Raw genomic sequence first — 24,015 nt, forward strand, 5'->3', positions numbered from 1 at the left:
ACGGCGGCCGTCACAGCGGGCAAAACAAAACCCGGCAGGCACGGGCCCACCGGGTTCGTCAGCATCGGCGATGTCGCCGGGCCGCACGGCGCGGCCCGGGCCGTCACTCAGGCCGCCAGGCGCGGCTTGCCGAACTTGGTCACGACCGCGTTGACGCGGGCGGAGATGGGCTCGATCGCCTCGTTGGCCAGCTTCACCGACAGCTCGGAGGTCTTGGTGGCCTCGCTGACCAGGGTGTCGAAGCTGGTCTTGGCGAATTCGGACTGCAGGTCCACGGCCTCGCGCAGGGTCTTCACAGCCAGCAGGGCCTTGGTGGCCGATACGCTGCTTTCCAGCGAGGACTGGGCATAGGCGACGAAGGACTTCGACAGGTTCTCCAGGCCCTTGGCCAGGACGGTGGAGGACAGGACCAGCGCGTCGACCGTTTCCTTGTTGAAGGCGGTCAACTCCTCGTACGCCTCGAACGCCTTCTTGCTGGCCTTCTCAACCTGCTCCTTGGTGAGGGCGACGGCCTGCTCGTAATTCTTGGTCACGGCGTCCTGCGCGGCGGCGGCGGTCGTCTCGGCGGCCTGCTTCACGGTCCCCTGGGTGGTGGTGGCAGCGTCCACGGCGGCGTCGGTGACGACCTTCTTGGCGCGCGCGACGGTGGCGGTGGTAGTATTCGCGGTGGTCATGTCAGTGCTCCTTCCAATGATCGCTAATGATCCATCGGCCGCCCGATGCGGCCCGTACCCGGGTCAGGCAAACCGGCATCGGCCGGGTGGCGTGCCTGCGGCGAACGGCCCATTTCGCGGCACCGCCATGTTGCGTCGCAGCACAATGCCTTATCTGGACCCGGGAAAGGGGTTTGTCAATCCATTTTTGTGCACCGCAAAAATTTCGTCACATGGGATTTTGGCGTTGCATACGAGTGTAATTCGCGGCGCTCCGGCGCGAAATCGCCCTTCATAGGCCAAACCGTCTAGTCACTGATGCGTCGGAAGGGGCGCCCATGCTGCGCCGCAATATATCATACGAATGGGCGCACCCTCCCCGCCCGGGGTAGCAGATGCGCCGGAGTCGGACCGCCGCATGTAAAGGTCGCAGTCAAAATCCATGCATCCTTCGCCCTTAACCGTATTTTCAATACTGGACAGCGAATCATCGTCCCTTTACTTTTGTCGCCACCAAGGACGTGGCATCGGCGGAAGGGGCAGTTCACCGTGACCCATTGGAATCGCTCACACCTGGCGCGACGCCCAGGTTTCGCCGCCCGGCGGTTGCGCTGGGCCGCCCTGGCCCTGATGGCCTGCTGGGCCCTGGCGCCGGTGAGCGCTTTCGCCAAGTACGCCGCCATTGTCGTGGATGCGGAGACCGGCCAGGTGCTGCACGCCGCCGGCGCCGACACCCAGAATTATCCGGCGTCGCTCACCAAGATGATGACGCTGTATTTACTGTTCGACGCGTTGGATGCCGGCCGCGTCACCCTGGACACCCCCTTCAAGGTCTCCGCCCACGCCGCCGCCCAGGCGCCCAGCAAGCTGGGCCTGGACCCGGGCGACACCATCCGCGTGCGGGACGCGATCCTGGCCCTGGTCACCAAGTCGGCGAACGACGTGGCGGTGACGGTGGGCGAGAACCTGGGCGGCAGCGAGCCGCGCTTCGCCCAGATGATGACGGCCAAGGCCCGCGCCCTGGGCATGAGCCGCACCACTTTCCGCAACGCCTCCGGCCTGCCCAACACCGGCCAGGTGACGACGGCCCGCGACCTGGCCCGCCTGGCCCAGGCGCTGATCCATGACCACGCCAAGCAGTACGCCTATTTCAAGACGGCCAGCTTCACCTATAACGGTGAGACCATGGCCAACCATAACCATCTCATGGCCCGCTACCCGGGCATGGACGGCATCAAGACCGGCTTCATCAACGCCTCCGGCTTCAACCTCGTGGGCTCCGCCGTGCAGGATGGCCGCCGCCTGATCGCCGTGGTCATGGGTGGCAGCAGCGCCGTGTGGCGCGACAACCGCATGGCCGACCTTCTGGACGAGGGCTTCGCCACCAAGCCCGGCGAGGTGCTGACGGCCGAGGCGCCCATCCGCGCCCCGCGCGGCCGCGACGCCGTGCAGGTGGCCCGCGCGGACACCGCCGACAGCCAGGATGGCGCCACCTCCGAGGGCGATGAGGACGAGGCCGACGAGGCCCCGGCGCCCAAGGCCACGAAGGCCAGCACGGGCGTCCGGCTGGCCAGCGCCGCCGGCAAGGCCGCCAAGGCCGTGGGCAAGGCGGCCGAAAGCGTCGCCGACCACACGCTGCTGGCCACCCCGGCCGAGGCGGCGCCCGCCGTGGCCACCGGCGCCAAGGGCAAGACCATCCCGGCGGGATGGAGCATCCAGGTGGGCGCCTACAACGACCGCGCCGCCACCCAGGCCGCCATCGCCCGCGCCACGCAGAAGGGCAAGGGCCTGCTGAACGCCGCCGTGCCGAACGTGGTCGAGGTGTCTTCCGCCACGTCCACGCTGTACCGCGCCCGCCTGGCGGGCTTGAGCGAGAAGAACGCCCGCGCCGCCTGCGCCCAGCTGCGTCGCCAGGGCCAGGGCTGCATCACCATCGCGCCCGGCGCCAGCTGATCCCTTCCCCCGTGTCGGAAGCCCATCACGCGGTGGCCCCTCTCGCGGCGGGCGGCGACGCCGCCGTCCCCTCCCTCCTGGCCCTGGCCCGCCAGCGGCGCGAACCATGGTGGGCCTTCCTCGGCGGCCTGGTCATCGTGATCCTGGGCGCCATCCTCATCGCCGCGGTGCTGGTGAAGGTGCCGCAGTGGACCCATCTGGACCGGGCGATGAAACGGGACGAGGGGCTGCGCGCCGTCGTCGATCTGCTGACGATGCTGGGCAGCGTCGCCGCCGCGCTGCTACCCCTGGCCCTGGCGGTGCGCTGGTTGCACGGGCGGCCCCTGCGCAGCCTGCTGTCGCCAACCCCCGGCCTGGATGTGGGCCTGGCCTTGCGCTCCGCCGTGCTGTGGGGTGGCCTGGTGCTGCTGGCCGTCGTGGCCAGTGGCTTGGTTGACGTCTGGAATGGGGAGCCCTTCGCCCCCGGCGGCCAGCCCTGGCCCCAGGTGCTGGCCTTCGCCGCCGCCACCGGCTGGATGGTGGTGCTGCAGGTCACGGCGGAGGAAGCGCTGTTTCGAGGCTACATCAGCCAAGGGCTATACGCGGTGACCGGCAGCGCCTGGATCACCGCCCTGCCCGTCGCCCTGCTGTTCGCCGGCCTGCACACCCAATCCTGGGGCAACGCCGTGTGGGACCAGCGCGCGCTGTATTTCACCATCTCACTGCTGCTGTCGGCGGTGACGGCCCGCGCCGGCCGGCTGGAGGCCGCAATCGGCATCCACCTGGGCCAGAACCTGGCGGCCATCTACGTCATGGGCGTGCTGGGCCCGCCCTTCCCCTCCCTGCTGGGGGTGGGCGCGCCGGAGAGCAAGCCGGCGGGCCTGGAGGATGTGGCCGGGGTGCTGGCGACCATGGGCGTCCTGGCGGGCCTTTACTGGTATCTGGGCGTGCGCCGGCGCTGGGTGGTTCGTCCATAAAAAAAGGACCGCGATCCCACCGGGATCACGGCCCTTTTTCTATACACCTATGCCTGGGATCAGAAGCCTTCCGGCGCCTGGATGCCGCTCTGGCTCAACTGGTCGCGGATGCTGCCCTTCAGGCGTTCCAGGCCGGCCTCGCTGAAGGCCTCGGCGCGGGCCACCAGCACGTCTTGGGTGTTGGAGGCGCGCAGCAGCCACCAGCCGTCCTCGGTCTTCACGCGGACGCCGTCGATGTCGTTGACCTCGATGCCCTTGCCCGCCAGGGCCTTGGCGCGGGCCACGATCTCGTCCACCGCCTTGAACTTGCGTTCCTCATCCACCTGGAAGCGGACTTCCGGGGTGTTGAACACGGGCGGCAGCACCGACTTCAGCTTGGCCAGGCTGCCTTCGCGGCTGACCAGCCCGGCCAGGCGCACACCACAGTAGGGGGCGTCGTCGAAGCCGTAGTACTTGTCGGCGAAGAAGATGTGGCCGCTCATCTCACCGGCCAGGGGGGAGCCCGTCTCGGCCATCTTGGCCTTCAGCAGGCTGTGGCCGGTCTTCCACATCAACGGCTTGCCGCCGTTCTTGGCGATGTCGTCGTACAGCGTCTGGCTGGACTTGACGTCGGCGATGATGGTGGCGCCCGGATGGCTCTTCAGCACGTCGGCGGCATAGATGGCCAGCAACTGGTCGCCCCAGATGATGTCGCCGTGCTCGTCCACGGCGCCGATGCGGTCACCGTCGCCGTCGAAGCCGATGCCGATATCCGCCTTGTGGGTGTGGACGGCGTGGATCAGGTCTTCCAGGTTCTCCGGCACGGTCGGGTCGGGGTGGTGGTTGGGGAAGTTGCCGTCCACCTCCTCGAACAGCAGAATGTGCTTGCCCGGCAGCTTGTCCGTCAGGCGGCGCAGCACGTGGCCCACGGCGCCGTTGCCGGCGTCCCACACGATGGTCAGGTCGCGGGTGCCGTCATAATCGGCCGCCAGGCGGTTGATGTAATCCTCGCTGACGTCCAGCTGGCGGGATGAGCCGGCGCCCGTCGCCAGGTCCTGGCCGTGCACCAGGCGGCCGATCTCCTGGATCTGCTCGCCATACACCGGGCCTTTGCCCAGCATCATCTTGAAGCCGTTGTAGTCCGGCGGGTTGTGCGATCCGGTGATCATCACGCCGGCATCCAGCTCCAGGTGCCGCACGGTGAAGTACAGCATGGGCGTGGGGCCCAGGCCGATGCGGATGACCTCCAGGCCGGTGGACATCAGGCCCTCGACGCAGGCCTGCTCCAGCTCCGGCGAGGACAGGCGGCCGTCGTAGCCGATGGCCACGCGGGTGCCGCCGGCGCGCACCACCAGGGTGCCGAAGCCTTGGCCGATGGCGCGGGCGTCGTCCGGGCCCAGGGTCTTGCCGATGACGCCGCGGATGTCGTACTCGCGCAGCACCGTGGGGTGGAACCGATGATTAGCGGTCATGACTTGCACCTGCTCCCTTGCTGCTTTGACTTATCGACGCGCCGGACGGCCGATGGACGTGTAGGTGAAACCGGCGGCGCTCATATCGTCAGGATTGTAGATGTTGCGTAGGTCGACCAGGACCGGCGCCTTCATGGTCCGGCGCACCCGGTCCAGATCCAGCGCGCGGAATTCGTTCCATTCGGTGATGATGGCCAGGACGTCGGCGTCCTGGATGGCGGCATAGGCATCGGCGCACCAGACCACCCCCGGCAGCAGATGCTCCGCCTCCCGCATGCCGGCGGGATCGTAGGCCTGGACGGTGGCGCCCAGGCGCTGCAGTTCCGGGATGATGTCCAGCGACGGCGCATCGCGCATGTCGTCGGTGTTGGGCTTGAAGGTCACGCCCAGGATGCCGATGCGCTTGCCCTCCACGGTGCCGTTGGCGGCGGCCACGATGCGGCCGGCCATGGACTTCTTGCGCTTGTCGTTGATGTCGATGACCGTCTCGACGATGCGCAGGGGCGACCCCACGTCCGCCGCCGTGCGGGCCAGGGCCAGCGTGTCCTTGGGGAAGCACGAACCGCCATAGCCCGCGCCGGCGTGCAGGAACTTGCGGCCGATGCGGCCGTCCAGGCCGATGCCCTTGGCCACGTCATGGACGTTGGCGCCCACCTTCTCGCACAGATCCGCCACCTCGTTGATGAAGGTGATCTTGGTGGCGAGGAAGGTGTTGGCCGCGTACTTGATCAGCTCGGACGTTTCCAGGCTGGTCATGACGATGGGGGTCTCGATGAGGTAGAGTGGCCGGTACAGGGCCTTCATCACCGCGCGGGCGCGGTCCGATTCGGCGCCGATCACCACGCGGTCGGGGCGCATGAAGTCCGCGATGGCGGCGCCCTCGCGCAGGAACTCGGGGTTGGAGCAGACATCGAAGTCCAGGCCGGACCGCGTCTCCCCGATGATGCGCGCCACCTCGCGCCCGGTGCCCACGGGCACCGTCGACTTGGTGACGATGACCGTGTAGCGGTCGGGATCCAGCGCCAGCGCCACTTCCTGGGCGGCGGCATAGACATAGGACAGGTCGGCATGGCCGTCGCCGCGGCGCGAGGGCGTGCCCACGGCGATGAACACGGCGTCCACGCCCTTGACGGCGGCGGCCAGATCCGTGGTGAAGCTGAGACGGCCCGCCTTGGCGTTCTTGGCCACCAGATCGTCCAGCCCCGGCTCGAAGATCGGGATCTCGCCCCGGTTCAGGCGCTCGATCTTGCCGGCGTCCTTGTCGACGCAGACCGTGGTCACGCCGAACTCGGAAAAACAGGCGCCAGATACCAAGCCGACGTAGCCTGTTCCGATCACCGCAATGCGCATACCGATCCCCTATCGTCACGTAGTCCCGTTTCCCGCGCCCAGTATAGACCGTGTGGGGGCGCCACAGGCATGGGGCATCGGGATCAGGGGCGGCACCGGTGACTGGGCCGGGCCGCGCCCTTATTTAAGGCGACATGGCTGTGCCGCGCATGTGACCTTTTAGGGTCTTTCCGATTTGAATTAAAGCCCCGGGACAGGCCCCTAAGCTTCTATCGGGCCGGATGAATTGGTGGCCCGGGCGATTAACCCGGGCCAACCCGCGCCCAGCGTTTCAGGCTCAGAGCATGTCCTTGAGGGCGGCGCGCACCTTGGCCGCCATATCGGGGCGTTCCAGGGCGTAGGCCACGTTGGCCAGGACGAAGCCCAGCTTGTCGCCGCAGTCGAAGCGCTTGCCCTCGAATCGGAAGCCGTGGAAAGGCTGCGTGCCGATCAGCTTGGCCATCGCGTCGGTCAGCTGGATCTCGCCGCCGGCGCCGGTCTCGAACCGTTCCAGGTGGTGGAAAATCTCCGGCTGCAGGATGTAGCGGCCCTGGATCGACAGGGTCGACGGCGCTTCGGCCGGATCCGGCTTTTCCACCAGGCCCTTCACCTCGGCCAGGCGGCCATCGTCCTTGCCGATGTCCAGGATGCCGTACTTGTTGGTCTGCTCGCGCGGGACCTCGAACACCGACAGCAGGTTGCCGCCGACCTGGCTGTAGGCGTCCATCATCTGAGCCAAGCAGGGACGGTCGCCCAGCACCTGCTCGTCGGGCAGCAACACGGCGAAGGGTTCGTCACCGATGAATTCACGGGCGCACCACACGGCATGGCCCAGGCCCAGCGGTTCGGACTGGCGGACATAGGCGATCTTGCCGCTGTCGATCTGGATGTCCTCGACCACCTTCAGGAGATCGAGCTTGCCGCGATTCTTCAGCGTCTGATTCAATTCGTAGTTCAGGTCGAAATGGTCTTCCAGCGGGGTTTTGCCCCGGCTGGTGACGAAGCAGAACATTTCGATGCCGGCCGCCTTGGCCTCGTCCACTGCGTGTTGGATCAACGGCTTGTCGGCCAGCGGCAGCATTTCCTTGGGAATGGCCTTGGTCGCCGGCAGGAACCGCGTGCCCAGACCAGCAACCGGAAACACCGCTTTGCGTACGCGCTTGACCATAGACCGACCCCTGGAGTTCAAGCCCCGGATTGCCCGGGGGATTATTGGAATTGGTGGGTGGGACGCCCGATTCCGGACAGCCCGTCCTTGGGCCCTTCTGCCACATCGGCATCCGGGCACGCAATCAAGCTGACGAGACTTTCTGACGCTTTCGTGGCAAGAAAAAGCGCCATTCCAACCCATGATGGCCTATGCCGGTGTCTATATCCATGGTTGGGGTCCGCGCCCGTTGGTTGGATGAATCGCCCCTCCAAACGATAACTTTCGCCTCAATCACACCTAAATCCGTTGCTTAAATTAACCAACCCAAGTCAAATCAGCGTGACAGGGCCGGGCGGAATTTGTAGTAGTTTAGCTTAAAGTTTGGCGCTTCAATATTCCCGAACCGGGTCTGTTCATCCATACGGCGGTTGGTTTCTGCCATCGGGCGGAAGCTAAAGCCGCCGCGGACGTGCCCACCGCACGTAAACAACATAGTCGTCTGGGTTCGCTGGCAACCTTGGTTCCCTACTACCTCTGAACGAGAGTCGGACATGAACATCCTGATCGGTGACGACCACCTGCTGTTCCGCGAAGGCCTTTGCCGGCTGCTGACCCAACTCAGCGCCGATGCCACCTTTACCGAGGCGGGCACGTTCAACGAGGCGCTGGAGTTCGCGCAGGGCGAGCAGGAATTCGATCTGATCCTTCTGGACCTGCAAATGCCCAACTGGCCGGGCTTCTCCGGCATCCAGGAAATCTGTGAAATCCAGGCCGGCACGCCGGTGGTCATCGTCTCCGCCTCCGAAAGCCAGGCGGACGTGCGCGCGGCCCTGGACGCCGGCGCGTCCGGTTACATCCCGAAATCCTCCAGCGTGAAGATCATGCTGAGCGCCCTGAACCTGGTGTTCTCCGGCGGCATCTATGTGCCCCCGGCCGCCATCCATGGTGAAGGCACGGCCCCGGCGGGTGGCGGTGGCGGCGTGTCCAGCGGCGGTGGCGGTGGCGGCGGCAACACCCCCGCCCTGACCCAGCGCCAGCGCGACGTGCTGCGCTGCCTGCGCGAGGGCAAATCCAACAAGCAGATCGCCTATGAGTTGGGCTTGTCGGAGGGCACCGTGAAGATCCACGTGACCGCCGTCATGCGCTCCCTGGGCGTGCGCAACCGTACCCAGGCGGTTATTGCGTCGGCCGACATTCTGCCCTAAACGCAGGATATCGCTTTCCGACCTTTCAGAAGTACCGACATGACCGGTCATCCGGATGGAACCAACGCCCCGGCGAGCGCAGCTCCCGGGGCGCCGTCTTTTGACGGCGGCGAGTCGCCCGCTCCCGGCGCCGCCTACCTCGCCGCCGACGGCTTCCTTGAGCCCTTGCTGGAGGAGCTGGACAATTCGGCGGCCACGGTGCACGGCCGCCTGGTGATCACCCAGGCGCCGCCCCGGCCGGCCGCCTGGTCCATCAACACCTGGCTGCAGCCCCGCCGTATCGCCATCGCGTCCATCAAGGACGGCGCCCGCAGCCTGCGGGCCATCCAGCGCAACTGGGCGGTTTATGAGCACGGCCACCATCGCCGGGCCAAGCTGATCCAGGAGCAGCTGCCGCACGTCTCGGCCAAGCCGCTGGTCTTCCCCGCCCCCGTCCCCACCGCCCCCCTGGGCGCCTGGACCCTGCTGGACGAGGGCACCATCCTGGCCAGCCCGGCGTGCAGCAGCGCCTTCGCCAACGGCGAGGTCGCGTTCGTGGAGGACAAGGCGACGCCGCCCAATCGCGCCTACCTCAAGCTGTGGGAGGCGTTGACGCTGGCTGGGCGGATGCCGGGCCCGGGCGATCGTTGCCTGGACCTGGGCGCCTGCCCCGGCGGCTGGACCTGGGTGCTGCAGTCCCTGGGTGCCAGCGTCACCGCCATCGACAAGGCGCCGCTGGACCCGCGCATCGCCAGCCTGCCCCGTGTCACCGTGCGGCGGGAAAGCGCCTTCGGCCTGGATCCGGCCACGATAGGGCCGGTCGATTGGCTGTGCAGCGATGTCATTTGCTATCCGGAACGATTGCTGCGCCTGGTCCAGCAGTGGAAGGACGGAGGCCATGCCCGCAATTTCATCTGCACCCTGAAGTTCCAGGGGGAGACGGACCACGCCAGCGCCCGCGCCTTCGCCGCCATCCCCGGCTCGCGCCTGCTGCACCTGTCGCACAACAAGCATGAGTTGACCTGGATTTATTTGGCGCCCGAAACATCAGCGGTTTAGCCGTTTCCGCTGTGATGCAGGCCCTTGCGCCGGGGGCCGGTCTGAGCGCAAAAGGGTGGCGGGGCGGTCCTGGACGCATGGGGGATCGGTCTTAATCTGGATCACGCCAGAGGCTGGTTTCGCCAGGCCCCGCCGCCGTCTTACGTCCTCGAGGACCATCGGGGGCGGCTTGCGATGGGTGACGAATGCGCCGGGTGTTTTCTTGGATCGCGTGGCCGGGGCTGCTGGCCCTGTGCATTGCCGGTTATGCCTATGGGAACGCGCTGGGCCATCCCATCCTGACCTACAACATCACTTATTTCGGCATGGCCGCGGCGTTGCTGCTGCTGGAGCGGCTGATGCCCTATGAGGCGGCATGGGCCAAGAGCGACGGCCAGATGCGCCAGGACATCAGCCACACCGCCCTGAACAAGGGCATCGGCCAGTTCCTGGCCAGCCTCGCCGCCGTGATCGGCGCCAACGAGGTGGCGCCGGCGGCTGCCGGGGGCATTTGGCCCGCCCACTGGCCCATGGCCGCCCAGGTGGTTCTGGGCCTGGTGGTCGCGGAGTTCGGCCTCTATTGGGCGCACCGACTGTGCCATGAGGTGTCGTGGCTGTGGCCCTATCACGCCGTGCACCACAGCGTCACCCGCCTGTGGGTGGTGAACACCGGCCGCTTCCATTTCGTCGACAGTCTGCTCAGCAGCGGGTTCGCCCTGGCGCTGGGCATGGTGGTGGGCGCACCCAAGGAGGTCATCGTCTGGGTGCTGGTCATCACCACCTATATCGGCTTCCTCACCCACTGCAACGTGGACATGGATTGCCGCGGCCTGAACTGGCTGTTCAACACCCCGGATCTGCACCGTTGGCACCACAGCCGCATCCCGGCCGAGGGCAACACCAACTACGGTGAAAACCTGCTGTTGTGGGACGTGATCTTCCGCACCCGCTTCCTGCCGCTGGACCGCCGCCCGCCGGTGGACATCGGCACCGCCGACGCCGTGCCGCTGACCTTCCTGGGCCAGTTGGCCTTCCCCTTCCGCCGCCACAGGGCCGCCCCCATCCTGGAGGCGCCGGTCATGGAGGCACGAGCCGAGGCCGGCGGCGACTGATTCCTACTCCCATCGGGCACCGGCGTGCCGCCGCCTCAGACGCTTTGGCCGGCGACCCAGCCTGAGGACCAGGCCCATTGGAAATTATAGCCGCCCAGCCAGCCGGTGACGTCCACGGCCTCGCCCACGAAGTGCAGGCCGGGCACGGCCTTGGCCTCCAGCGTCTTGGATGACAGGTCGTTGGTGTCGACGCCGCCCACCGTCACCTCCGCCGTGCGATAGCCCTCGGTGCCGGCCGGCACCACGGTCCAGCGCCGCAATTGCTCGCCCACCGCCGCCAGGGCCTTGTCGGACAGGTCGCGCAGGGGACGGCTTTCCACCTCCCCCGCTTTTCCCCCGTGGCGGCGCCCTCCCCGCACAGCCGCTCGGCGAAGCGGCGGGGCAGGATGTCGCCCAGGATGGTCTTCAGCTCGGCATTGGGGCGCGCCCGTTTGGCCGCCTTCAGATGCTCGGCCAGATCCAGGTCGGGCGTGAGGTCGACGGTGATGGGTTGGCCCGGCCGCCAGTAGCTGGACGCCTGCAGGATGCTGGGACCGGACAGGCCGCGATGGGTGATCAGCAAGGCCTCGCGGAAGGCGGCCTTGCCCGCCTTCACCACCGCGTCCAGCGCCACACCCGACAGGCCCTGCGTCCGCGCCAGATCCTGCGGCGTGAAGGTGAAAGGCACCAGGCCGGGGCGCGGGGTCACGACATTCAGGCCGAATTGGGTCGCCAGGCGGTAGGCGAAATCGGTGGCGCCCATCTTGGGGATGGAAAGGCCACCGGTGGCCACCACCAGCTTGGGCGCCGTCATCCGCCCCCGGGCCGTGTCGAGAACGAAGCCTTCGTCCAGCCGCTGGACGCCCCGCACCGGGCAGTCCATTCGCAGCTCCACCCCGGCGTCCGCCGCCTCGGTCAGCAGCATGCCCAGGATGTCCCGGGCGGAATGATCGCAGAACAGCTGGCCCAGCTTCTTCTCATGCCAGGCGATACCGTGATGCTCCACCAGGTTCAGGAAGTCGCGCGGCGTGTAGCGGCGCAGCGCCGAGATGCAGAAGTGCGGATTGGCCGACAGGTAGCGCGCCGGCTGCGCATCCACGTTGGTGAAGTTGCAGCGCCCGCCGCCGGAGATCAGGATCTTGGCGCCGGCCTCTGGCGCATGGTCGACCACCACCACCCGGCGGCCGCGCTTGCCGGCGGCGATGGCGGTGAACAGGCCGGCGGCGCCGGCGCCGATGACGATGACGTCGGGGCTGCTGGAAACGGTCATGCGTGCTTCTTAATCGATGTCGACGGAACCGCGCAGGCGCTTCACGCCGCTGCGGGTGGCCTTGGCCTCCAGCCGCCGCTTCTGCGAGCCCAGGGTGGGCCGGGTGGCGCGGCGGACGGCCTGGCGCACCGTGGCCTCGCGAATCAGCTCGAACAGCCGCTCGCGCGCGTCCTCGCGGTTGCGCTCCTGGGTGCGGTGACGCTGGGCGGTGATGACGATGACGCCGTCCCCCGTCCAACGGCGGCCGGCCAGGGTCTTCAGCTTGTCCTTCACCCATTGCGGCAGGTTGGGCGAAGCCGCCGCATCGAAGCGCAGCTGCACCGCCGTCTCCACCTTGTTCACGTTCTGCCCGCCGGGGCCGCCGGCCCGCAGGAAGCTTTCCTGCAACTCCGCCTCGGCCAGCCGGATCCCCGGCGCGACCAGCACGGTCGGGCCCTGGAACGGCGGCGGGGAAGATGGTGGCAACATGGGACGGGACGGACGCGAGAGGGAATGAAGGCTCGCGATCCTAAACGGCCCCGCCCCGCTTGTCTAACGGCGGCCCCGTATGGCTGAGGCGTCGTCCGGCCGCCGTCGCACGCCGTTGCCCCATGCCGATTTCAGGGGGCGGGCGCGTCCACGTCCCACATGGCCACGGGCCACTCCTCCGCCTGGCGGCGCCGCACCGGACCGGGGGTGGCCAGCGCGCGCAGGGCGTCGAAATCCTTGAGCACGGCGGTCGTGCCCTCCAGCGCCACGCCGTGGCGCTGGAGGTCGGCGAAGGTCCAGGCCACATCCTCCGGCGTGGCGGCCAGGGCGGCGGCGACGGCACCCAGGTCCAGGTCCAGCCTACCGCCGGCGCGGCGGTCGTTGTGTTCCTTCAGCAAATGGGCGGCCAGGCGTTGGGGCAGCGACAGGTCCCGCAAGGCGGACACGGTTTCCACCAGGAACCGCTCCCGCGCCGCCTGCCCGGCCATCAGCGACAACGCCAGGTCGGCCCCATCGCCCAGGCGCATGTGCAACGCCGTCCGTGGCAGGACCAATAGATGCACCCCATCCGCCGCGCGGATGGTGACGGGGGCGGCGGCGCCGGTCAGGGCCTCCACCAGCAGGAAGGTGGTCTCCGGTCCCCGGCGCTGCCCGACCTCGGCATTGCCGGCGACCAGCATCACGGTGCCGGACAGCAGCACGTGGATATCGGTGAGAGGGGTCCCCTGGCGGACGGCCAAGTCACCCGTCCCCAGGTGCAGGACGTGGCACGCCGCCGCCAAGGCGGACAGCATATCCGGCGCCAGGCGGGCAAAAGCCGGCAGCGACGCCAGGTCATTCTCGATCCCCGGGGCCACTATCCCCCGGGCCGCCGCACCACCCACGGCACCGCCCTTCGTCACATCCACAGTCATCCACCCAACCCCATCATGCCTGTCGGGCGACCCGCAGGCGGGCGGCCACCTTATGCCCTACGGCAGGCCCCCAATAGTCGAGCCTTTGCCTTAGGCCTTTTGGATACGCGCCGTTCCGAAACGTTCCATATCCTAACCGCCGCGACGATACCGGCGGCGTTCGCGGGCAAGGGCCGCCGACCGCGCGGCCTGGCGCCAGGCCGCCGACAGCGCCGGCGCCAGGATCGCCCGCATGCCTTTGGCCAAGGCCACGACGGCCCGCCAGGCGGGCAGCGCCTTCAGCCGGTCTATCCACCCGACGATCCAGCCATGCACCCGCGCGAACCAGCGGATGGTCAGCAGTTTGTGCCGGCTGCGCTGGAACAGGCGTTCCACCGTCAGCAGCTTCAGGACCTCCGCCGCCACGATCAGCAGGATACCCAGGCGGGTCTTGCCTTGGGCGATCAGGAAGGCGCCCAGCGGCTTCGCCGGTTCCAGCACCACCAGCGGCACCAGGAGCAGCACCAGGGTGGTCCGCGGCCCCAGGCGGTCGATGAAGCGGCCCAGCGCCTGGAAGGGTGACCACCGCCCCATGCGGTTGGCGAACGGCCGCACCAGGGGCAGGAAACAGACGTCGACCAGCACGTACGCCAAGGCCGCGACCACCGCCAGCGGGGTCAGCAACCGGCGCAGCCACAGGCGGGCCTGGGGGCTGGGCCGCCAGCCCAAGGCGCGGCGCACGCGGCCGCGCGGCTTCTGATCCGGCATCCGTTATCCTTCCTTGGGCCTGCCCCTGAACCTGGCCTGAACCTGGAATGGGCCTACGACCCTGCGACGGTGGGCCGAGGCCCATCGGATGCGCAAGGTCCACTTGGTGGCATTTTTGTAGAGCCTACCCGCACGACGGCGCGGGACGCCAAATGAAAAAGGCGCCTCCCCCGGGGGAAGACGCCTTTTCCGTCGCCAGTCGAAACAACTGGAGCCAAACGGCTGAGGGATCAGCGCTTGGAGAACTGGAAGCTACGACGGGCCTTGGCCTTACCGTACTTCTTACGCTCGACCACGCGCGGATCGCGGGTCAGCAGGCCGGCGACCTTCAGCGGCGGGCGCAGGGCCGGCTCGAAGTAGGTCAGGGCCTTGGAGATGCCGTGGCGCAGGGCGCCGGCCTGGCCGGACAGGCCACCGCCGGACACGGTGCACACCACATCGTACTGCTCAACGCGGCCGACGATCTGGAACGGCTGGTTGATCATCATGCGCAGCACGGGGCGGGCGAAGTAGACGGTGATGTCACGGCCGTTAACCGTGACTTGGCCCTTGCCCGGCTTAATCCAGACGCGGGCGACCGCGTCCTTGCGCTTGCCGGTGGCGTAGGAACGGCCCTGGGCGTCGATCTTCGGCTGAGCCGGCTCGGCGGCCTCGGTCGTCACGACGGCGGCGCCCTGCTTCAGGTCGGCCAGGCTGTTGATGGTCTGAGCCATGGATTAGGCCCCCTTGTTCTTGGGATTCAGGGCGCCGACGTCCAGCACCTCGGGGTTCTGCGCTTCGTGCGGATGCGTCGGACCCTTGTAAACGCGCAGGTTACCCATCTGGCGACGGCCCAGCGGACCGCGGGTGATCATGCGCTCGACGGCCTTCTCGATGACCCGCTCCGGGTACTTGCCGTCCAGGATCTGGCCCAGGCTGCGCTGCTTGATGCCGCCGGCGTAACCGGTGTGCCAGTAGAAGATTTCGTCGCTGCGCTTGTTGCCGGTCAGCTTCACCTTCTCCGCATTGATGACGATGACGTTGTCACCGCAATCCATGTGGGGGGTGTAGGTCGGCTTGTGCTTGCCGCGCAGGCGCATGGAGATGATGCTGGCCAGGCGGCCCAGCACGAGGCCGTCGGCGTCGATGAGAAGCCACTTCTTCTCGATCTCAGACGGCTTGAGAGACAAGGTTTTCATCCGCGCACTCACTCAAAATGAGGTCCGGGCCCAAATGGGCCCCAGGGGCACCGCTCCTGGGACCGGCACCGAAGTGGGCGGTTTTTATGTCGGTGACGGTCGGGTGTCAACGGGAAAAAGACACCATCCGTCAAATGGTTATCCATACGGTATCATAATACCCATAACGCAATCCCATTGATTTTATTGGATTTTTTCAAGTCCGTGAAACGTCGTTGTTTCCGTTTTCCCCAATGAATCCAGGACATTGGCGAAATGGCCCGACGGTGCCGTTCCTTCGCCCTCTCAGCCCCGCGGAATCGCATAGGTGCCCGTCGCGTGCGCCACGGGATCGTCCTCGCCCTCGGAATGGATGGTGACCTCGCCGTAGGCCAGGCTGCGGCCCATGCGCACCATGCGGGCGTAGGCCAGCAGGGGCTTGGCCGGCGGCCGGCGCAGGAAGGTGATGTTCATGTTGCTGGTGACGGCCAGCACGATGTGCCCCGCCATGCTGAGCACCGCGCCATAGAGCGCCACGTCCGCCAGCGCGAACATGGTGGGGCCGGAAACGGTGCCGCCCGGCCGGAGAAAGTCCTCCGACACCGGCATGGTCAGGGTGATGGTCCCGTGTCCCATCTCCTTGGTCCGGATGCCGGCGCGATGGGCCTGGGGCAGCCCCCTTTCCAGCAGTCGGTCGAAATCCACCGGCGTGAAGACGGGCGCCTTGCCCATCGCCGCCAGCTTGTCGTCCGCCTTCGCATCGGGCGCCAGCGCGTCGGGGCCAGCGTCGTGGAGGCCAGTGTCCATATCGTCCGTCATTCCAAAACCCCTCCCCTCATCCCATTTATGGTGTCCGGTATACCCGTCCCCAGGCGCCCTGCACACCCTTCCAAGGGCGGCCTATCGCATAAGGATCCCGTGGGCCATGAGCGAAAAGATCACCGATGACGTGTTGCGCGAGGTCTTCCTGAAGACGAAGACGGTGGCCATCGTCGGGATATCACCCGACCCGGCCAAGCCCTCGCACTATGTGCCGGCCTTCATGCAGCGGGAATACGGCTACAAGATCATCCCGGTGCACCCGGCCCACGCCGGCACCACCATCCTGGGCGAGCCTGTGCTGGCGACCCTGGCCGACCTGCCCGTCCAAGAGGGTGGCACCGGCGTGGACTTCGTTGAAATCTTCCGCGCCGCCCCGGCCATAGCCCCCTTCGTGGTGGAGGCGGCGCGGCGCGGCATTCCCTATATCTGGATGCCGCTGGGCGTCAGCCATGAGGAATCGGCCGCCGAGGCGCGGGCGCTGGGCGCCACGGTCATCCAGGACCGCTGTCCCAAGATCGACCTGCCGCGCCTGTTCCCCGACGGCTTGCCGGCACGCGACTGAGCTCAGTCCCCGGCGGGGTCGGGTGCGGCCGAGGCGGCGATCCATTCCAGGAAGCCCGGATTGCCCGACACCACCGGCAGGGCGACGATGCAGGGCGTGTCGTAGCTGTGCAGGGCCTTGACGCGCTTGGTCAGGGCCTCGAACCGGTCGGCGCGGGTCTTGGCGATGAAGGCCACCTCCGCCGCCGTCTCCACCCCGTCCTTCCAACGATAGATGGACTGGCTGGCGCCCAGGATGTTGACGCAGGCGGCCAACCGCTCCTCCACCAGCGCCCGGCCGATGGTCTCCGCCTCCTCTGTCGAGGCTGCCGTCATATAGACCAGGAACGCCGCCATCACCCACCTCTCGGTTCGAAGATATTCCGCCCGGATGCCTCTCAAGGCCCCAGCACGGGGCCCGTTTGACGCCCGGCCCCGTCAGCGTAAGATACCATACGGGCACGCGCCATGGCCCAAAGGGCGTGGCGATTCCCAACGGCCGATCGATGACGGGGTCCAATGGACGGGGAGAGTGGGCATGGCGCGCGGCAAGGCAGCTGTTCCTGAAACATCCACGCACGAGGCCCCGCCCCCGCTTCTGCCCACACCCGTGCAGAAGCGTTGGCTGCGGCGCGGCCTGGACCAGGCCGGCGGCAAGCTGCCCCTGTTCTGGCCGGACGGCGGCAAGGTGACCGCCGCCACGGTGAAGGCTTGTCTGGAGGCCGGCTGGGCCACCCCCTGGTTCAGCAACCCGCTGAAGCCCGACTGGCTGGTCTGCCGGCTGACGGATGCCGGCCGCGCCGTGTGCGGCAAGGTCCCGGCGCGCAGGAAGGCGGCCGGCACGACGGCTGAAGGAAGGGCGGACGCCTGAAATGGAAACGGCGCCTGGCCCTTCACGGGGCCGGCGCCGTCTTCATGTTCGAGAGATGGTCGGAGCGACAGGATTCGAACCTGCGACCCCCAGACCCCCAGTCTGATGCGCTACCAGGCTGCGCTACGCTCCGACCTCTCGAGTGAACCGCAGTGGGCTGCGGTTCGGGCGCGGACTATAGCCACGAGATCCACCAGATGCAACGGCGTTGGACGCCTAAACGTCAAAAAAATGAATTCTCTTATTTATTCATTCAATAACAATGGCTTAGTGCTGCGCATTGGCACGCTCGGAATGCGCCGGACCACCAAAGCGGGTCCATGATGCGCATCCGATCATCTTTCCCGGGCCGGCTTGGCGATGCTGGTCGTCACCCGGCGGCCGCTGAACGATGGACACCAGCGAGGGAGGGCGGACGGGAACAGCCTCGCGGGCGACATCGCCAATAGCGGAGCCGTGGGACTGAGTTGGGGGAGCGCTTACAGAACGCGGCGCAGAAGGTCGCGAATCTCTTCCAGGTCGGCCAGCACCTGGCCGAGCGCCTCACGCTTCGGGGCCGGCAGGGCCCTTTCCCCCTTTTCCGTGGGGATCCGGCGCGGCTCATGGGCGCGCGGGGCCGCAGGCTCCGGCGCGGGCGGCGGCGTGCGCGACCATTCGGGATCGGCCTCGGGATCGTGGTCGAACAGGCCGATGATGCGCAGCTTCTCCTCCGGCTGCGCGCGGAGGGCCGGCGGTGATGCCGGCGGTGCCGGATCAACCCAACCCTCATCCACACCGTCGGTGGCGTCGCCGGCATCACCGGCGGATTCGCCCAGGGATCCGGTGGGCGGCAGCGATCGGCCGCCGCCGGTGCGCAGCAAACGCTGCACGCCCTTGATGGTGTAGCCTTCCTTGTAGAGCAGCACCTGGATTCGGCGCAGCAGTTCCACATCGTCCGGGCGATAGTAGCGCCGGCCGCCCCCCGCTTCAGGGGGCGGATATGAGGGAACTTGGTTTCCCAGAAGCGCAACACATGCTGCGGCACGTCCAGTTCCGCCGACACCTCGCTGATGGTGCGGAAGGCGGTGGGCGACTTCGCCCCCACGCGGCCGCGCTCGATCACCGCCGGCTCGCCCTCCGGTCCATCCGGGATATCGGCTTCAGCGCCGGCGTCCGCGTCTTCCCCGTCGGTAGCATCCGTCATGTCGGTCTCGACATCATCGGCCGCCATCTCTTCAGCCGGTATCCGGGGCTCAGGCGCGGGCGTGCCGGACATGGCTTAGTGCCCGTCGGCCGACAGGACTTCGTTGATGCGGTTCTTCAGCACGTGGCTGGCGCGGAACACCAGGACGCGGCGGGGCAGGATCGGCACCTCCTCCCCCGTCTTGGGGTTACGGCCGATGCGCTCGCCCTTGGACCGCACGGAGAAGCTACCGAAGGAAGAAATCTTGACCATTTCCCCCCGCCCCAAGGCGGAGGCGATCTCATCCAGCACGCTTTCCACCAGATCGGCGGACTCATTCCGCGACAGCCCCACCTCTTGGTAGACGGCTTCGCTCAACTGAGCGCGCGTGACGGTGTGATCTCCCATGGGTGCCCTCCCTCAACCAGTGGCCCCTGCGCCAACTGCGGGAACGGTAATGCCAGCCGGGAAAGCCGTCAATTCCAAAGGTTTGCCAAAGTTTTGTCAGATTCGGCTAGACCATCCGTCGGGGCGGGATGGCTGTTGCAGGGCACCCAAGAATGGTGCGCCGCGAAAGCGGGACGGCCATCAACGCGACGTCGAAAGGGGCGCCCCGGCGGGACGCCCCTTGAATACCTCGGTAAGCGAAGTCACGGGACCGGCGCCGGCCCGCCGATACCCGGTGAGCTTAGAAGCGCACCAGCGCCGCACCCCAGGTGAAGCCGCCGCCCATGGCCTCCAGCAGGACCAACTCGCCCCGCTGGATGCGACCATCGGCCACGGCCTCGCACAACGCCAGGGGGATGGACGCGGCGGAGGTGTTGCCGTGGTGGTCCACGGTCATCACCACCTGGGCGGGATCCATCTTCAGCTTACGGCCGGTGTTCTCGATGATGCGACGGTTGGCCTGGTGGGGCACCAGCCAGTTCAGGTCGGCGGGTGTCAGGCCGTTGGCCGCCAGCGCCTCGCCCACCACCTCGGCCAAGTTGACGACGGCGTGCTTGAACACCTCCTGCCCCGCCATGCGCACGTGGCCCACGGTCTGGGTGGAGGACGGTCCGCCGTCGACATACAGCAGGTCGTGGTGGCGGCCGTCGGAATGCAGGTGGGTGGACAGGATGCCGCGATCCGCGGCCGTGCCCTCGCCTTCCTCGGCGCGCAGCACCACGGCGCCGGCGCCGTCGCCGAACAGCACGCAGGTGGCGCGGTCGTTCCAGTCCAGGATGCGGGAGAAGGTCTCGGCGCCGATCACCAGCACGGTGCGCGCCTGGCCCGCCTTGATGAAGTTGTCGGCCACCGACAGGGCGTAGATGAAGCCGGAGCAGACGGCCTGCACGTCGAAGGCGGCGCCCCGGGTCATGCCCAGGGCGGCCTGCACCTTGGCGGCCGTGGCGGGGAAGGTCTGGTCCGGGGTGGCGGTGGCCAGGACGATCAGGTCCAGCTCATCCACAGACACGTTGCCGTGGGCCAGGGCGGCCTTGGCGGCGGCCAGCGCCAGATCGGAGGTCTTCTCGCCCTCGGCGGCGATGTGGCGGCTGCGGATGCCGGTGCGCTGGGTGATCCACTCGTCCGAGGTGTCGACCATCTTGGCCAGGTCGTCGTTGGTCACGACGCGGGCGGGCAGGTAAGAGCCGCAGCCCACGATCACGGAGCGCATTACCATCGTTCAACCAGCCGTCAGGGGATGGACCGTCACTGGGCGACGGCCTGGGGGTCGGAGTCGGACGCGGCGGCCGCCGCCGCTGCCTGCAGGCTGTCCTGCAGCAAGGCCAACTCCTTGCGGATTTTCTCGTTGAAGCCGTGCTGGACCAGGTCCACCGCCACGCAGATGGCGTTGGCGAAGCCCAGCCCATCGGTGCCGCCGTGGCTTTTCACGCACACGCCCTGCAGGCCCAGGAACATCGCACCGTTGTAGCGGCGGGGATCCATGCGCTGGCGCAGCTTGTTGAAAGCGGTGCGGGCCAGCAGATAGCCCAGCTTGGCCAGCAGGGAGGATTGGAAGGTGCGGCGCAGGAATTCGCCGAACAGCTTGCCCGTGCCCTCGGCGGTCTTCAGGGCGACGTTGCCGGTGAAGCCGTCGGTCACGACCACGTCCACCGTGCCGGCGGCGATGTCGGTGCCTTCCACGAAGCCGTGGAAGTTGCGGGCCAGCGGCGTGGCGCGCAGGGCGGAGGCGGCGGCGCGGATGGCCTCATGGCCCTTCTGCTCCTCCGACCCCACGTTCAGCAGGCCGATGGTGGGTTCCAGCAGGCCCAGCACCGTCTGGGCGAACACGGTGCCCAGCACGGCGAACTGCACCAGATTGTCGGCGTCGCATTCCAGGTTGGCGCCCAGATCCAGCATCACGCAGTCGCCCCGCATGGTGGGCAACATGGACGCGATGGCCGGCCGGTCGATCCCCGGCAGGGTCTTCAGTACGAACTTGGCCATGGCCATCAGCGCGCCGGTGTTGCCGGCGGAGACGACGCTGGCCGCCTCTCCCGACGCCACGGCGTCAATGGCCAGGCGCATGCTGGATCCGCGCCCAGAACGAAGGGCCACGGACGGCTTCGCGTCCATGGCCACAACGTCAGCTGTATGGCGTACCTGGGAGATCGCCTTCAGTGCCGGCCGGGCATTGAGCAGCGCGTTGATGCGCTGCTCGTCACCGACGAACAGGAAGTCGACATTGGGGCAGCGTTCGCGCGCGATATCCGCGCCGTCCACCACCATGTCCGGGGCATGATCGCCGCCCATCGCATCCAGGGCGATTCGCAGGCGCGTGCTCACCGGACGGCGACCTCCTCAAGCACCGGGCGAACCGGATCAGGCGGCAGCGGTGGCAGTGTCGACGACGACCTCACGGCCGTCGTAGTGGCCGCAGGAGCCACAGACATGGTGCGGGCGGGTCAGCTCACCGCAGTTGCTGCACTCGTGGTGCGCACCGGCGCTGATGGCGTGGTGCGAACGGCGCATGTTGCGGCGAGACTGGGAGGTCTTTTTCTTAGGAACGGCCATGATCGTCTACTCTCTACTCGATTAAGACGACCACTCATGTGCCGTCTTGCTAACCATCGTCAGGCCCCATGCTTTAGCGAAACCGTCATCCTTTTCCCACCCCCAATTTACTGGGGACGGGCTTGCGGAAAACGATACGGGGCCAAACGACAACGAACCCGGCCCAACCCTGGACCGGATCAAACAGGGCGCCTTAAGTACTCGAAATCCCCGGCAAGGGCAAGCGCCAAAGACCAAATTAAGTCTTGGGGCGCAGCTTCGCAAGGGCGGCAAAGGGATTCGGCTTCTCCCCGCCCTCGGCATCCGGGGTGGACGGGGCGGCGCCCACCGGCGACTCCGCATCCTCGCCGGCGTCCATATCCGGCGGCGGCTCGTTGGGCGCGTCGGGGAATTCGCCCTCGCCCTCCCAATCCTCCACATGCACGAAGCGCTCGGCATCCGCCTTGCGGGGATAGGGGTCGAGGGCCAGCGACAGGTGCTGGGCCACCAGTTCACCGATGTCGATGCGGCCGTTTTCGATCGGCTCGGGCGGGTCGGCCTCATCGTCCAGGCCCAGGTTGTCCAGTTCGTCCTCGTCCTTGGGCACCAGGTGGGCCGGGGCGAACAGGGCCTGGAAGGTGTCGCGCACATGGGCCGGCAGCGGCTCCAGCGTCACCACGCAACTCTGTACCACCTCCGCCTCCAGCTCGCCGGTGACGCGCACCATCTGGCCGCCCCGGATGCGGCGCAGGCGCACCAGGGCCGTCAGGCTGTCCAGCGACACGAGATCCAGGCGCTTGGCCAGGGCGGCGCGCTCCGCCGGGCCGGCGGTGATCTTCTCCACGCTTTCGCGGGCGGACACCTTGTCGGCGATGACGGGTCGGGAAAATTCAGGGGCCATGTCGGCCATGACGCGCAACTCCACACTCTTAGGAAGTCAAAACATCGGCTTTGGAAGTCAAAACACCGGCGCGGGGGCGAAGGCGGGCCCGCGCGCCAGCAGGTCGGCCGCCGGCATGGCGCCCAGCCGGTCGGCGCAGGTTCGGACATAGGCGGCCACGGCCCCCACCTCCGGCCCGTCCGGCAGGGTGGAACCGAAGAGGTTGCGGTCCAGCGCCGCCTCCAGTTCCCCCGCCCCGCCCTTCAGGCCCGATTCGTACGCATCGGCCCGGCCATAGAAATGTGTGCCCAGGTCCTTGACCTTTTTGCCCACCACCATCTCGCTGGCGCCCAGTTCGCGCAGGCTGAAGTCCAGGTCGGTGAACATGTGGTCGAACAGCGCTTGATTGAGGCCCGCCAAATCCGGCCCCTCGGCCGCCAGGCGGCGCATCACCAGCCATGCGTGCAGGGTCACCACCTCGAACCGGCCCTCCACCGTGTCGGGCACCCCGCGGGCGTGGCCCGCCGCCGCCGTGTAGAATTGGGGCTGGCGCGCCTGATCGACGATGCCGGCATAGAGGCGCAACACGGCCGCCTGGTGGCGGTTGCGGCTGAACAGGGACTTCAGCAAGGCGATCACGGCGCGGAACCCGGCTTTCGTTGACAGGACAAAGCGGCTGGTGCGATTGTCACCGGCCAGATGGGGGGTGGTCGTCCACCGGTCAAGCGTGACACGGGATGTCACGCCGGACGGGGATGGCCTGGAACCCGGGCCGGTTGGTCCTCAATCTCCGGATTATCGCATCCCCCGCGACGGACGGGCGGTGCCTCAATCGTGGAACGGGGCCGACCCGCGATCAACGTTCTTGGGATTAACGTCTTAGACCATGCCGAACAAGACCCTTAAGTTGCTGTCTCCCGCCGGCCTGATTGGCGTGGGCCTGCTCGGGATCGGGCTGACGGCCTGCACCCCCACGGTGAACAACCGCGGCAACCTGGTGGAAGACCGCCGCCTGGCCGACGTCCATCCGGGGACCAGCACCAAGGAAGACGTCCAGAAGGCCCTGGGCTCACCCAGCACCACCAGCACGCTGGACGCCAACGTCTGGTACTACATCGGCGCCATCACCGAGAACGAAGCCTTCTTCGATCCTGACGTCGTGCAGCAGCGGGTGCTGCAGGTCAGCTTCGACGACCAGGGCGTGGTCAGCACCGTCGGCGACGTGGACCTGGCCCAGCAGCAGGACGTCAGCCCCGAGGATCGCGAGACCCCGACGGCCGGCCACGAGGTCACCTTCCTGGAGCAGTTGATGGGCAACCTCAACCGCGAGAAGAAGAAGGACGACAAGAAGAAGAAGGGCGGCGGTGGCGGCTGAGGCGCCCTGCCCGTCATTCCGGTCTTCG

27 protein-coding genes, 1 tRNA gene and 1 pseudogene are annotated in these 24,015 nt (G+C 67.5%); 8 read left to right on the top strand and 21 right to left on the bottom strand.

All coding sequences use genetic code 11. From position 1 onward, the window contains the following. Positions 1 to 107 precede the first annotated feature (107 nt). Positions 108 to 674 carry a phasin family protein gene (locus tag UAJ10_RS17600; RefSeq protein WP_322916512.1) on the bottom strand — a complete coding sequence of 189 codons (567 nt, stop codon included), beginning with the start codon at positions 672 to 674 and terminating at the stop codon, positions 108 to 110. Between the two features lie 528 nt (positions 675 to 1,202). Here UAJ10_RS17600 and UAJ10_RS17605 point away from each other — a divergent pair. Beyond that, on the top strand, positions 1,203 to 2,606 hold the full coding sequence (locus UAJ10_RS17605; RefSeq protein WP_322916513.1) for a D-alanyl-D-alanine carboxypeptidase family protein: 1,404 nt from the start codon (positions 1,203 to 1,205) through the stop codon (positions 2,604 to 2,606). Positions 2,607 to 2,617: 11 nt separating this feature from the next. After that, positions 2,618 to 3,562 carry a CPBP family intramembrane glutamic endopeptidase gene (locus tag UAJ10_RS17610; protein ID WP_322916514.1) on the top strand — a complete coding sequence of 315 codons (945 nt, stop codon included), beginning with the start codon at positions 2,618 to 2,620 and terminating at the stop codon, positions 3,560 to 3,562. Between the two features lie 59 nt (positions 3,563 to 3,621). Here UAJ10_RS17610 and pgmG read toward each other — a convergent pair whose 3' ends face one another. From pgmG to galU, 3 genes are all read right to left on the bottom strand, one after another. Then, entirely contained in the window at positions 3,622 to 5,013 is a 1,392-nt protein-coding gene (gene pgmG, locus UAJ10_RS17615) for a phosphoglucomutase/phosphomannomutase PgmG (RefSeq protein ID WP_322916515.1), read from the bottom strand. A gap of 30 nt (positions 5,014 to 5,043) precedes the next feature. Further along, the gene (locus tag UAJ10_RS17620; protein WP_322916516.1) at positions 5,044 to 6,363 is read right to left on the bottom strand and encodes a UDP-glucose dehydrogenase family protein; all 1,320 of its coding nucleotides are present in this window, start codon (positions 6,361 to 6,363) and stop codon (positions 5,044 to 5,046) included. 277 nt (positions 6,364 to 6,640) lie between these two features. Beyond that, positions 6,641 to 7,510, bottom strand: a complete 870-nt coding sequence (gene galU, locus UAJ10_RS17625; RefSeq protein ID WP_322916517.1) for a UTP--glucose-1-phosphate uridylyltransferase GalU — start codon at positions 7,508 to 7,510, stop codon at positions 6,641 to 6,643. Positions 7,511 to 8,043: 533 nt separating this feature from the next. On the opposite strand from galU, the gene UAJ10_RS17630 reads away from it, so the two are divergent. The 3 genes from UAJ10_RS17630 (at position 8,044) to UAJ10_RS17640 (ending at position 10,826) form a co-directional block, all read left to right on the top strand. Further along, positions 8,044 to 8,697 carry a response regulator transcription factor gene (locus UAJ10_RS17630; protein ID WP_322916518.1) on the top strand — a complete coding sequence of 218 codons (654 nt, stop codon included), beginning with the start codon at positions 8,044 to 8,046 and terminating at the stop codon, positions 8,695 to 8,697. Positions 8,698 to 8,736: 39 nt separating this feature from the next. Continuing rightward, entirely contained in the window at positions 8,737 to 9,735 is a 999-nt protein-coding gene (locus tag UAJ10_RS17635) for an SAM-dependent methyltransferase (protein ID WP_322916519.1), read from the top strand. Positions 9,736 to 9,920: 185 nt separating this feature from the next. Then, the gene (locus UAJ10_RS17640) at positions 9,921 to 10,826 is read left to right on the top strand and encodes a sterol desaturase family protein (RefSeq protein WP_322916520.1); all 906 of its coding nucleotides are present in this window, start codon (positions 9,921 to 9,923) and stop codon (positions 10,824 to 10,826) included. 35 nt (positions 10,827 to 10,861) lie between these two features. On the opposite strand, the gene UAJ10_RS29905 is transcribed toward UAJ10_RS17640, so the two are convergent. The 8 genes from UAJ10_RS29905 to UAJ10_RS17675 all read right to left on the bottom strand — a co-directional run bounded on the left by UAJ10_RS29905 (position 10,862) and on the right by UAJ10_RS17675 (position 16,180). Further along, the gene (locus UAJ10_RS29905) at positions 10,862 to 11,086 is read right to left on the bottom strand and encodes an NAD(P)/FAD-dependent oxidoreductase (protein ID WP_416235377.1); all 225 of its coding nucleotides are present in this window, start codon (positions 11,084 to 11,086) and stop codon (positions 10,862 to 10,864) included. After that, on the bottom strand, positions 11,029 to 12,075 hold the full coding sequence (locus UAJ10_RS17645; protein ID WP_416235378.1) for a BaiN/RdsA family NAD(P)/FAD-dependent oxidoreductase: 1,047 nt from the start codon (positions 12,073 to 12,075) through the stop codon (positions 11,029 to 11,031). Before UAJ10_RS17645 ends, UAJ10_RS29905 begins: the two co-directional genes overlap by 58 nt. A 9-nt stretch (positions 12,076 to 12,084) precedes the next feature. Next, on the bottom strand, positions 12,085 to 12,501 hold the full coding sequence (gene arfB / locus UAJ10_RS17650; protein ID WP_416235379.1) for an alternative ribosome rescue aminoacyl-tRNA hydrolase ArfB: 417 nt from the start codon (positions 12,499 to 12,501) through the stop codon (positions 12,085 to 12,087). A gap of 173 nt (positions 12,502 to 12,674) precedes the next feature. After that, on the bottom strand, positions 12,675 to 13,457 hold the full coding sequence (locus UAJ10_RS17655) for a Crp/Fnr family transcriptional regulator (protein WP_322916522.1): 783 nt from the start codon (positions 13,455 to 13,457) through the stop codon (positions 12,675 to 12,677). Positions 13,458 to 13,589: 132 nt separating this feature from the next. After that, positions 13,590 to 14,204: a hypothetical protein gene (locus UAJ10_RS17660; protein WP_322916523.1), complete on the bottom strand. Its 615-nt coding sequence runs from the start codon at positions 14,202 to 14,204 to the stop codon at positions 13,590 to 13,592. A gap of 230 nt (positions 14,205 to 14,434) precedes the next feature. Beyond that, on the bottom strand, positions 14,435 to 14,917 hold the full coding sequence (gene rpsI, locus UAJ10_RS17665; RefSeq protein WP_050898408.1) for a 30S ribosomal protein S9: 483 nt from the start codon (positions 14,915 to 14,917) through the stop codon (positions 14,435 to 14,437). Positions 14,918 to 14,920: 3 nt separating this feature from the next. Beyond that, positions 14,921 to 15,382, bottom strand: coding sequence for a 50S ribosomal protein L13 (gene rplM, locus UAJ10_RS17670; protein WP_004273148.1), 462 nt, complete (start codon positions 15,380 to 15,382; stop codon positions 14,921 to 14,923). Positions 15,383 to 15,667: 285 nt separating this feature from the next. Then, positions 15,668 to 16,180, bottom strand: coding sequence for a PaaI family thioesterase (locus UAJ10_RS17675; RefSeq protein WP_322916524.1), 513 nt, complete (start codon positions 16,178 to 16,180; stop codon positions 15,668 to 15,670). Between the two features lie 106 nt (positions 16,181 to 16,286). Between UAJ10_RS17675 and UAJ10_RS17680 the strand changes: the two genes are divergently transcribed. Beyond that, a complete protein-coding gene (locus UAJ10_RS17680; RefSeq protein ID WP_322916525.1) occupies positions 16,287 to 16,745 on the top strand; it encodes a CoA-binding protein in 459 nt (152 codons plus the stop codon). 2 nt (positions 16,746 to 16,747) lie between these two features. Here the strand turns inward: UAJ10_RS17680 and cutA are convergent, their stop codons facing one another. Continuing rightward, entirely contained in the window at positions 16,748 to 17,080 is a 333-nt protein-coding gene (cutA, locus tag UAJ10_RS17685) for a divalent-cation tolerance protein CutA (protein WP_322916526.1), read from the bottom strand. 181 nt (positions 17,081 to 17,261) lie between these two features. Here cutA and UAJ10_RS17690 point away from each other — a divergent pair, with 181 nt between their 5' ends. Then, on the top strand, positions 17,262 to 17,594 hold the full coding sequence (locus UAJ10_RS17690; RefSeq protein ID WP_322916527.1) for a hypothetical protein: 333 nt from the start codon (positions 17,262 to 17,264) through the stop codon (positions 17,592 to 17,594). A gap of 56 nt (positions 17,595 to 17,650) precedes the next feature. On the opposite strand, the gene UAJ10_RS17695 is transcribed toward UAJ10_RS17690, so the two are convergent. The 8 genes and pseudogenes from UAJ10_RS17695 to UAJ10_RS17730 all read right to left on the bottom strand — a co-directional run bounded on the left by UAJ10_RS17695 (position 17,651) and on the right by UAJ10_RS17730 (position 23,251). Then, positions 17,651 to 17,727, bottom strand: a tRNA-Pro gene (locus UAJ10_RS17695). A 346-nt stretch (positions 17,728 to 18,073) separates the two neighbouring features. Beyond that, positions 18,074 to 18,849: pseudogene (locus UAJ10_RS29910) on the bottom strand (MerR family transcriptional regulator). A gap of 3 nt (positions 18,850 to 18,852) precedes the next feature. After that, positions 18,853 to 19,164 (bottom strand): integration host factor subunit alpha, encoded by a 312-nt coding sequence (locus UAJ10_RS17705; protein ID WP_322916528.1) that lies wholly within the window; start codon positions 19,162 to 19,164, stop codon positions 18,853 to 18,855. Between the two features lie 280 nt (positions 19,165 to 19,444). Further along, positions 19,445 to 20,419: a beta-ketoacyl-ACP synthase III gene (locus UAJ10_RS17710; RefSeq protein ID WP_322916529.1), complete on the bottom strand. Its 975-nt coding sequence runs from the start codon at positions 20,417 to 20,419 to the stop codon at positions 19,445 to 19,447. A 29-nt stretch (positions 20,420 to 20,448) separates the two neighbouring features. Further along, positions 20,449 to 21,525, bottom strand: coding sequence for a phosphate acyltransferase PlsX (plsX, locus tag UAJ10_RS17715; protein WP_322916530.1), 1,077 nt, complete (start codon positions 21,523 to 21,525; stop codon positions 20,449 to 20,451). Positions 21,526 to 21,561: 36 nt separating this feature from the next. Next, complete coding sequence (gene rpmF / locus UAJ10_RS17720) at positions 21,562 to 21,753, bottom strand: 50S ribosomal protein L32 (RefSeq protein WP_081486680.1); 192 nt, start codon at positions 21,751 to 21,753, stop codon at positions 21,562 to 21,564. 238 nt (positions 21,754 to 21,991) lie between these two features. Next, on the bottom strand, positions 21,992 to 22,642 hold the full coding sequence (locus UAJ10_RS17725) for a YceD family protein (RefSeq protein WP_322916531.1): 651 nt from the start codon (positions 22,640 to 22,642) through the stop codon (positions 21,992 to 21,994). Between the two features lie 48 nt (positions 22,643 to 22,690). Next, positions 22,691 to 23,251: a ubiquinol-cytochrome C chaperone family protein gene (locus UAJ10_RS17730; RefSeq protein WP_322916532.1), complete on the bottom strand. Its 561-nt coding sequence runs from the start codon at positions 23,249 to 23,251 to the stop codon at positions 22,691 to 22,693. A gap of 247 nt (positions 23,252 to 23,498) precedes the next feature. Between UAJ10_RS17730 and UAJ10_RS17735 the strand changes: the two genes are divergently transcribed. After that, positions 23,499 to 23,987 carry an outer membrane protein assembly factor BamE gene (locus UAJ10_RS17735; RefSeq protein ID WP_322916533.1) on the top strand — a complete coding sequence of 163 codons (489 nt, stop codon included), beginning with the start codon at positions 23,499 to 23,501 and terminating at the stop codon, positions 23,985 to 23,987. The last annotated feature ends 28 nt before the right edge of the window (positions 23,988 to 24,015 follow it).

The sequence above is a fragment of the Nitrospirillum guaranorum genome (assembly GCF_034653275.1).
GTDB lineage: Bacteria > Pseudomonadota > Alphaproteobacteria > Azospirillales > Azospirillaceae > Nitrospirillum.

Excerpts from the sequence above, each read along its gene's own strand:
- UAJ10_RS17600 (WP_322916512.1), bottom strand. The coding sequence starts at position 674 with ATGACCACCGCGAATACTACCACCGCCACCGTCGCGCGCGCCAAGAAG.
- cutA (WP_322916526.1), bottom strand. The coding sequence starts at position 17,080 with ATGGCGGCGTTCCTGGTCTATATGACGGCAGCCTCGACAGAGGAGGCG.
- UAJ10_RS17690 (WP_322916527.1), top strand. The coding sequence starts at position 17,262 with ATGGCGCGCGGCAAGGCAGCTGTTCCTGAAACATCCACGCACGAGGCC.
- UAJ10_RS17735 (WP_322916533.1), top strand. The coding sequence starts at position 23,499 with ATGCCGAACAAGACCCTTAAGTTGCTGTCTCCCGCCGGCCTGATTGGC.
- UAJ10_RS17725 (WP_322916531.1), bottom strand. The coding sequence starts at position 22,642 with ATGGCCGACATGGCCCCTGAATTTTCCCGACCCGTCATCGCCGACAAG.
- rplM (WP_004273148.1), bottom strand. The coding sequence starts at position 15,382 with ATGAAAACCTTGTCTCTCAAGCCGTCTGAGATCGAGAAGAAGTGGCTT.
- UAJ10_RS17660 (WP_322916523.1), bottom strand. The coding sequence starts at position 14,204 with ATGCCGGATCAGAAGCCGCGCGGCCGCGTGCGCCGCGCCTTGGGCTGG.
- UAJ10_RS17635 (WP_322916519.1), top strand. The coding sequence starts at position 8,737 with ATGACCGGTCATCCGGATGGAACCAACGCCCCGGCGAGCGCAGCTCCC.
- UAJ10_RS17630 (WP_322916518.1), top strand. The coding sequence starts at position 8,044 with ATGAACATCCTGATCGGTGACGACCACCTGCTGTTCCGCGAAGGCCTT.
- UAJ10_RS17645 (WP_416235378.1), bottom strand. The coding sequence starts at position 12,075 with ATGACCGTTTCCAGCAGCCCCGACGTCATCGTCATCGGCGCCGGCGCC.
- rpsI (WP_050898408.1), bottom strand. The coding sequence starts at position 14,917 with ATGGCTCAGACCATCAACAGCCTGGCCGACCTGAAGCAGGGCGCCGCC.
- UAJ10_RS17710 (WP_322916529.1), bottom strand. The coding sequence starts at position 20,419 with ATGGTAATGCGCTCCGTGATCGTGGGCTGCGGCTCTTACCTGCCCGCC.
- rpmF (WP_081486680.1), bottom strand. The coding sequence starts at position 21,753 with ATGGCCGTTCCTAAGAAAAAGACCTCCCAGTCTCGCCGCAACATGCGC.
- UAJ10_RS17655 (WP_322916522.1), bottom strand. The coding sequence starts at position 13,457 with ATGACTGTGGATGTGACGAAGGGCGGTGCCGTGGGTGGTGCGGCGGCC.
- UAJ10_RS17680 (WP_322916525.1), top strand. The coding sequence starts at position 16,287 with ATGAGCGAAAAGATCACCGATGACGTGTTGCGCGAGGTCTTCCTGAAG.
- pgmG (WP_322916515.1), bottom strand. The coding sequence starts at position 5,013 with ATGACCGCTAATCATCGGTTCCACCCCACGGTGCTGCGCGAGTACGAC.
- galU (WP_322916517.1), bottom strand. The coding sequence starts at position 7,510 with ATGGTCAAGCGCGTACGCAAAGCGGTGTTTCCGGTTGCTGGTCTGGGC.
- UAJ10_RS17620 (WP_322916516.1), bottom strand. The coding sequence starts at position 6,363 with ATGCGCATTGCGGTGATCGGAACAGGCTACGTCGGCTTGGTATCTGGC.
- UAJ10_RS17675 (WP_322916524.1), bottom strand. The coding sequence starts at position 16,180 with ATGACGGACGATATGGACACTGGCCTCCACGACGCTGGCCCCGACGCG.
- UAJ10_RS17640 (WP_322916520.1), top strand. The coding sequence starts at position 9,921 with ATGCGCCGGGTGTTTTCTTGGATCGCGTGGCCGGGGCTGCTGGCCCTG.
- UAJ10_RS17705 (WP_322916528.1), bottom strand. The coding sequence starts at position 19,164 with ATGGGAGATCACACCGTCACGCGCGCTCAGTTGAGCGAAGCCGTCTAC.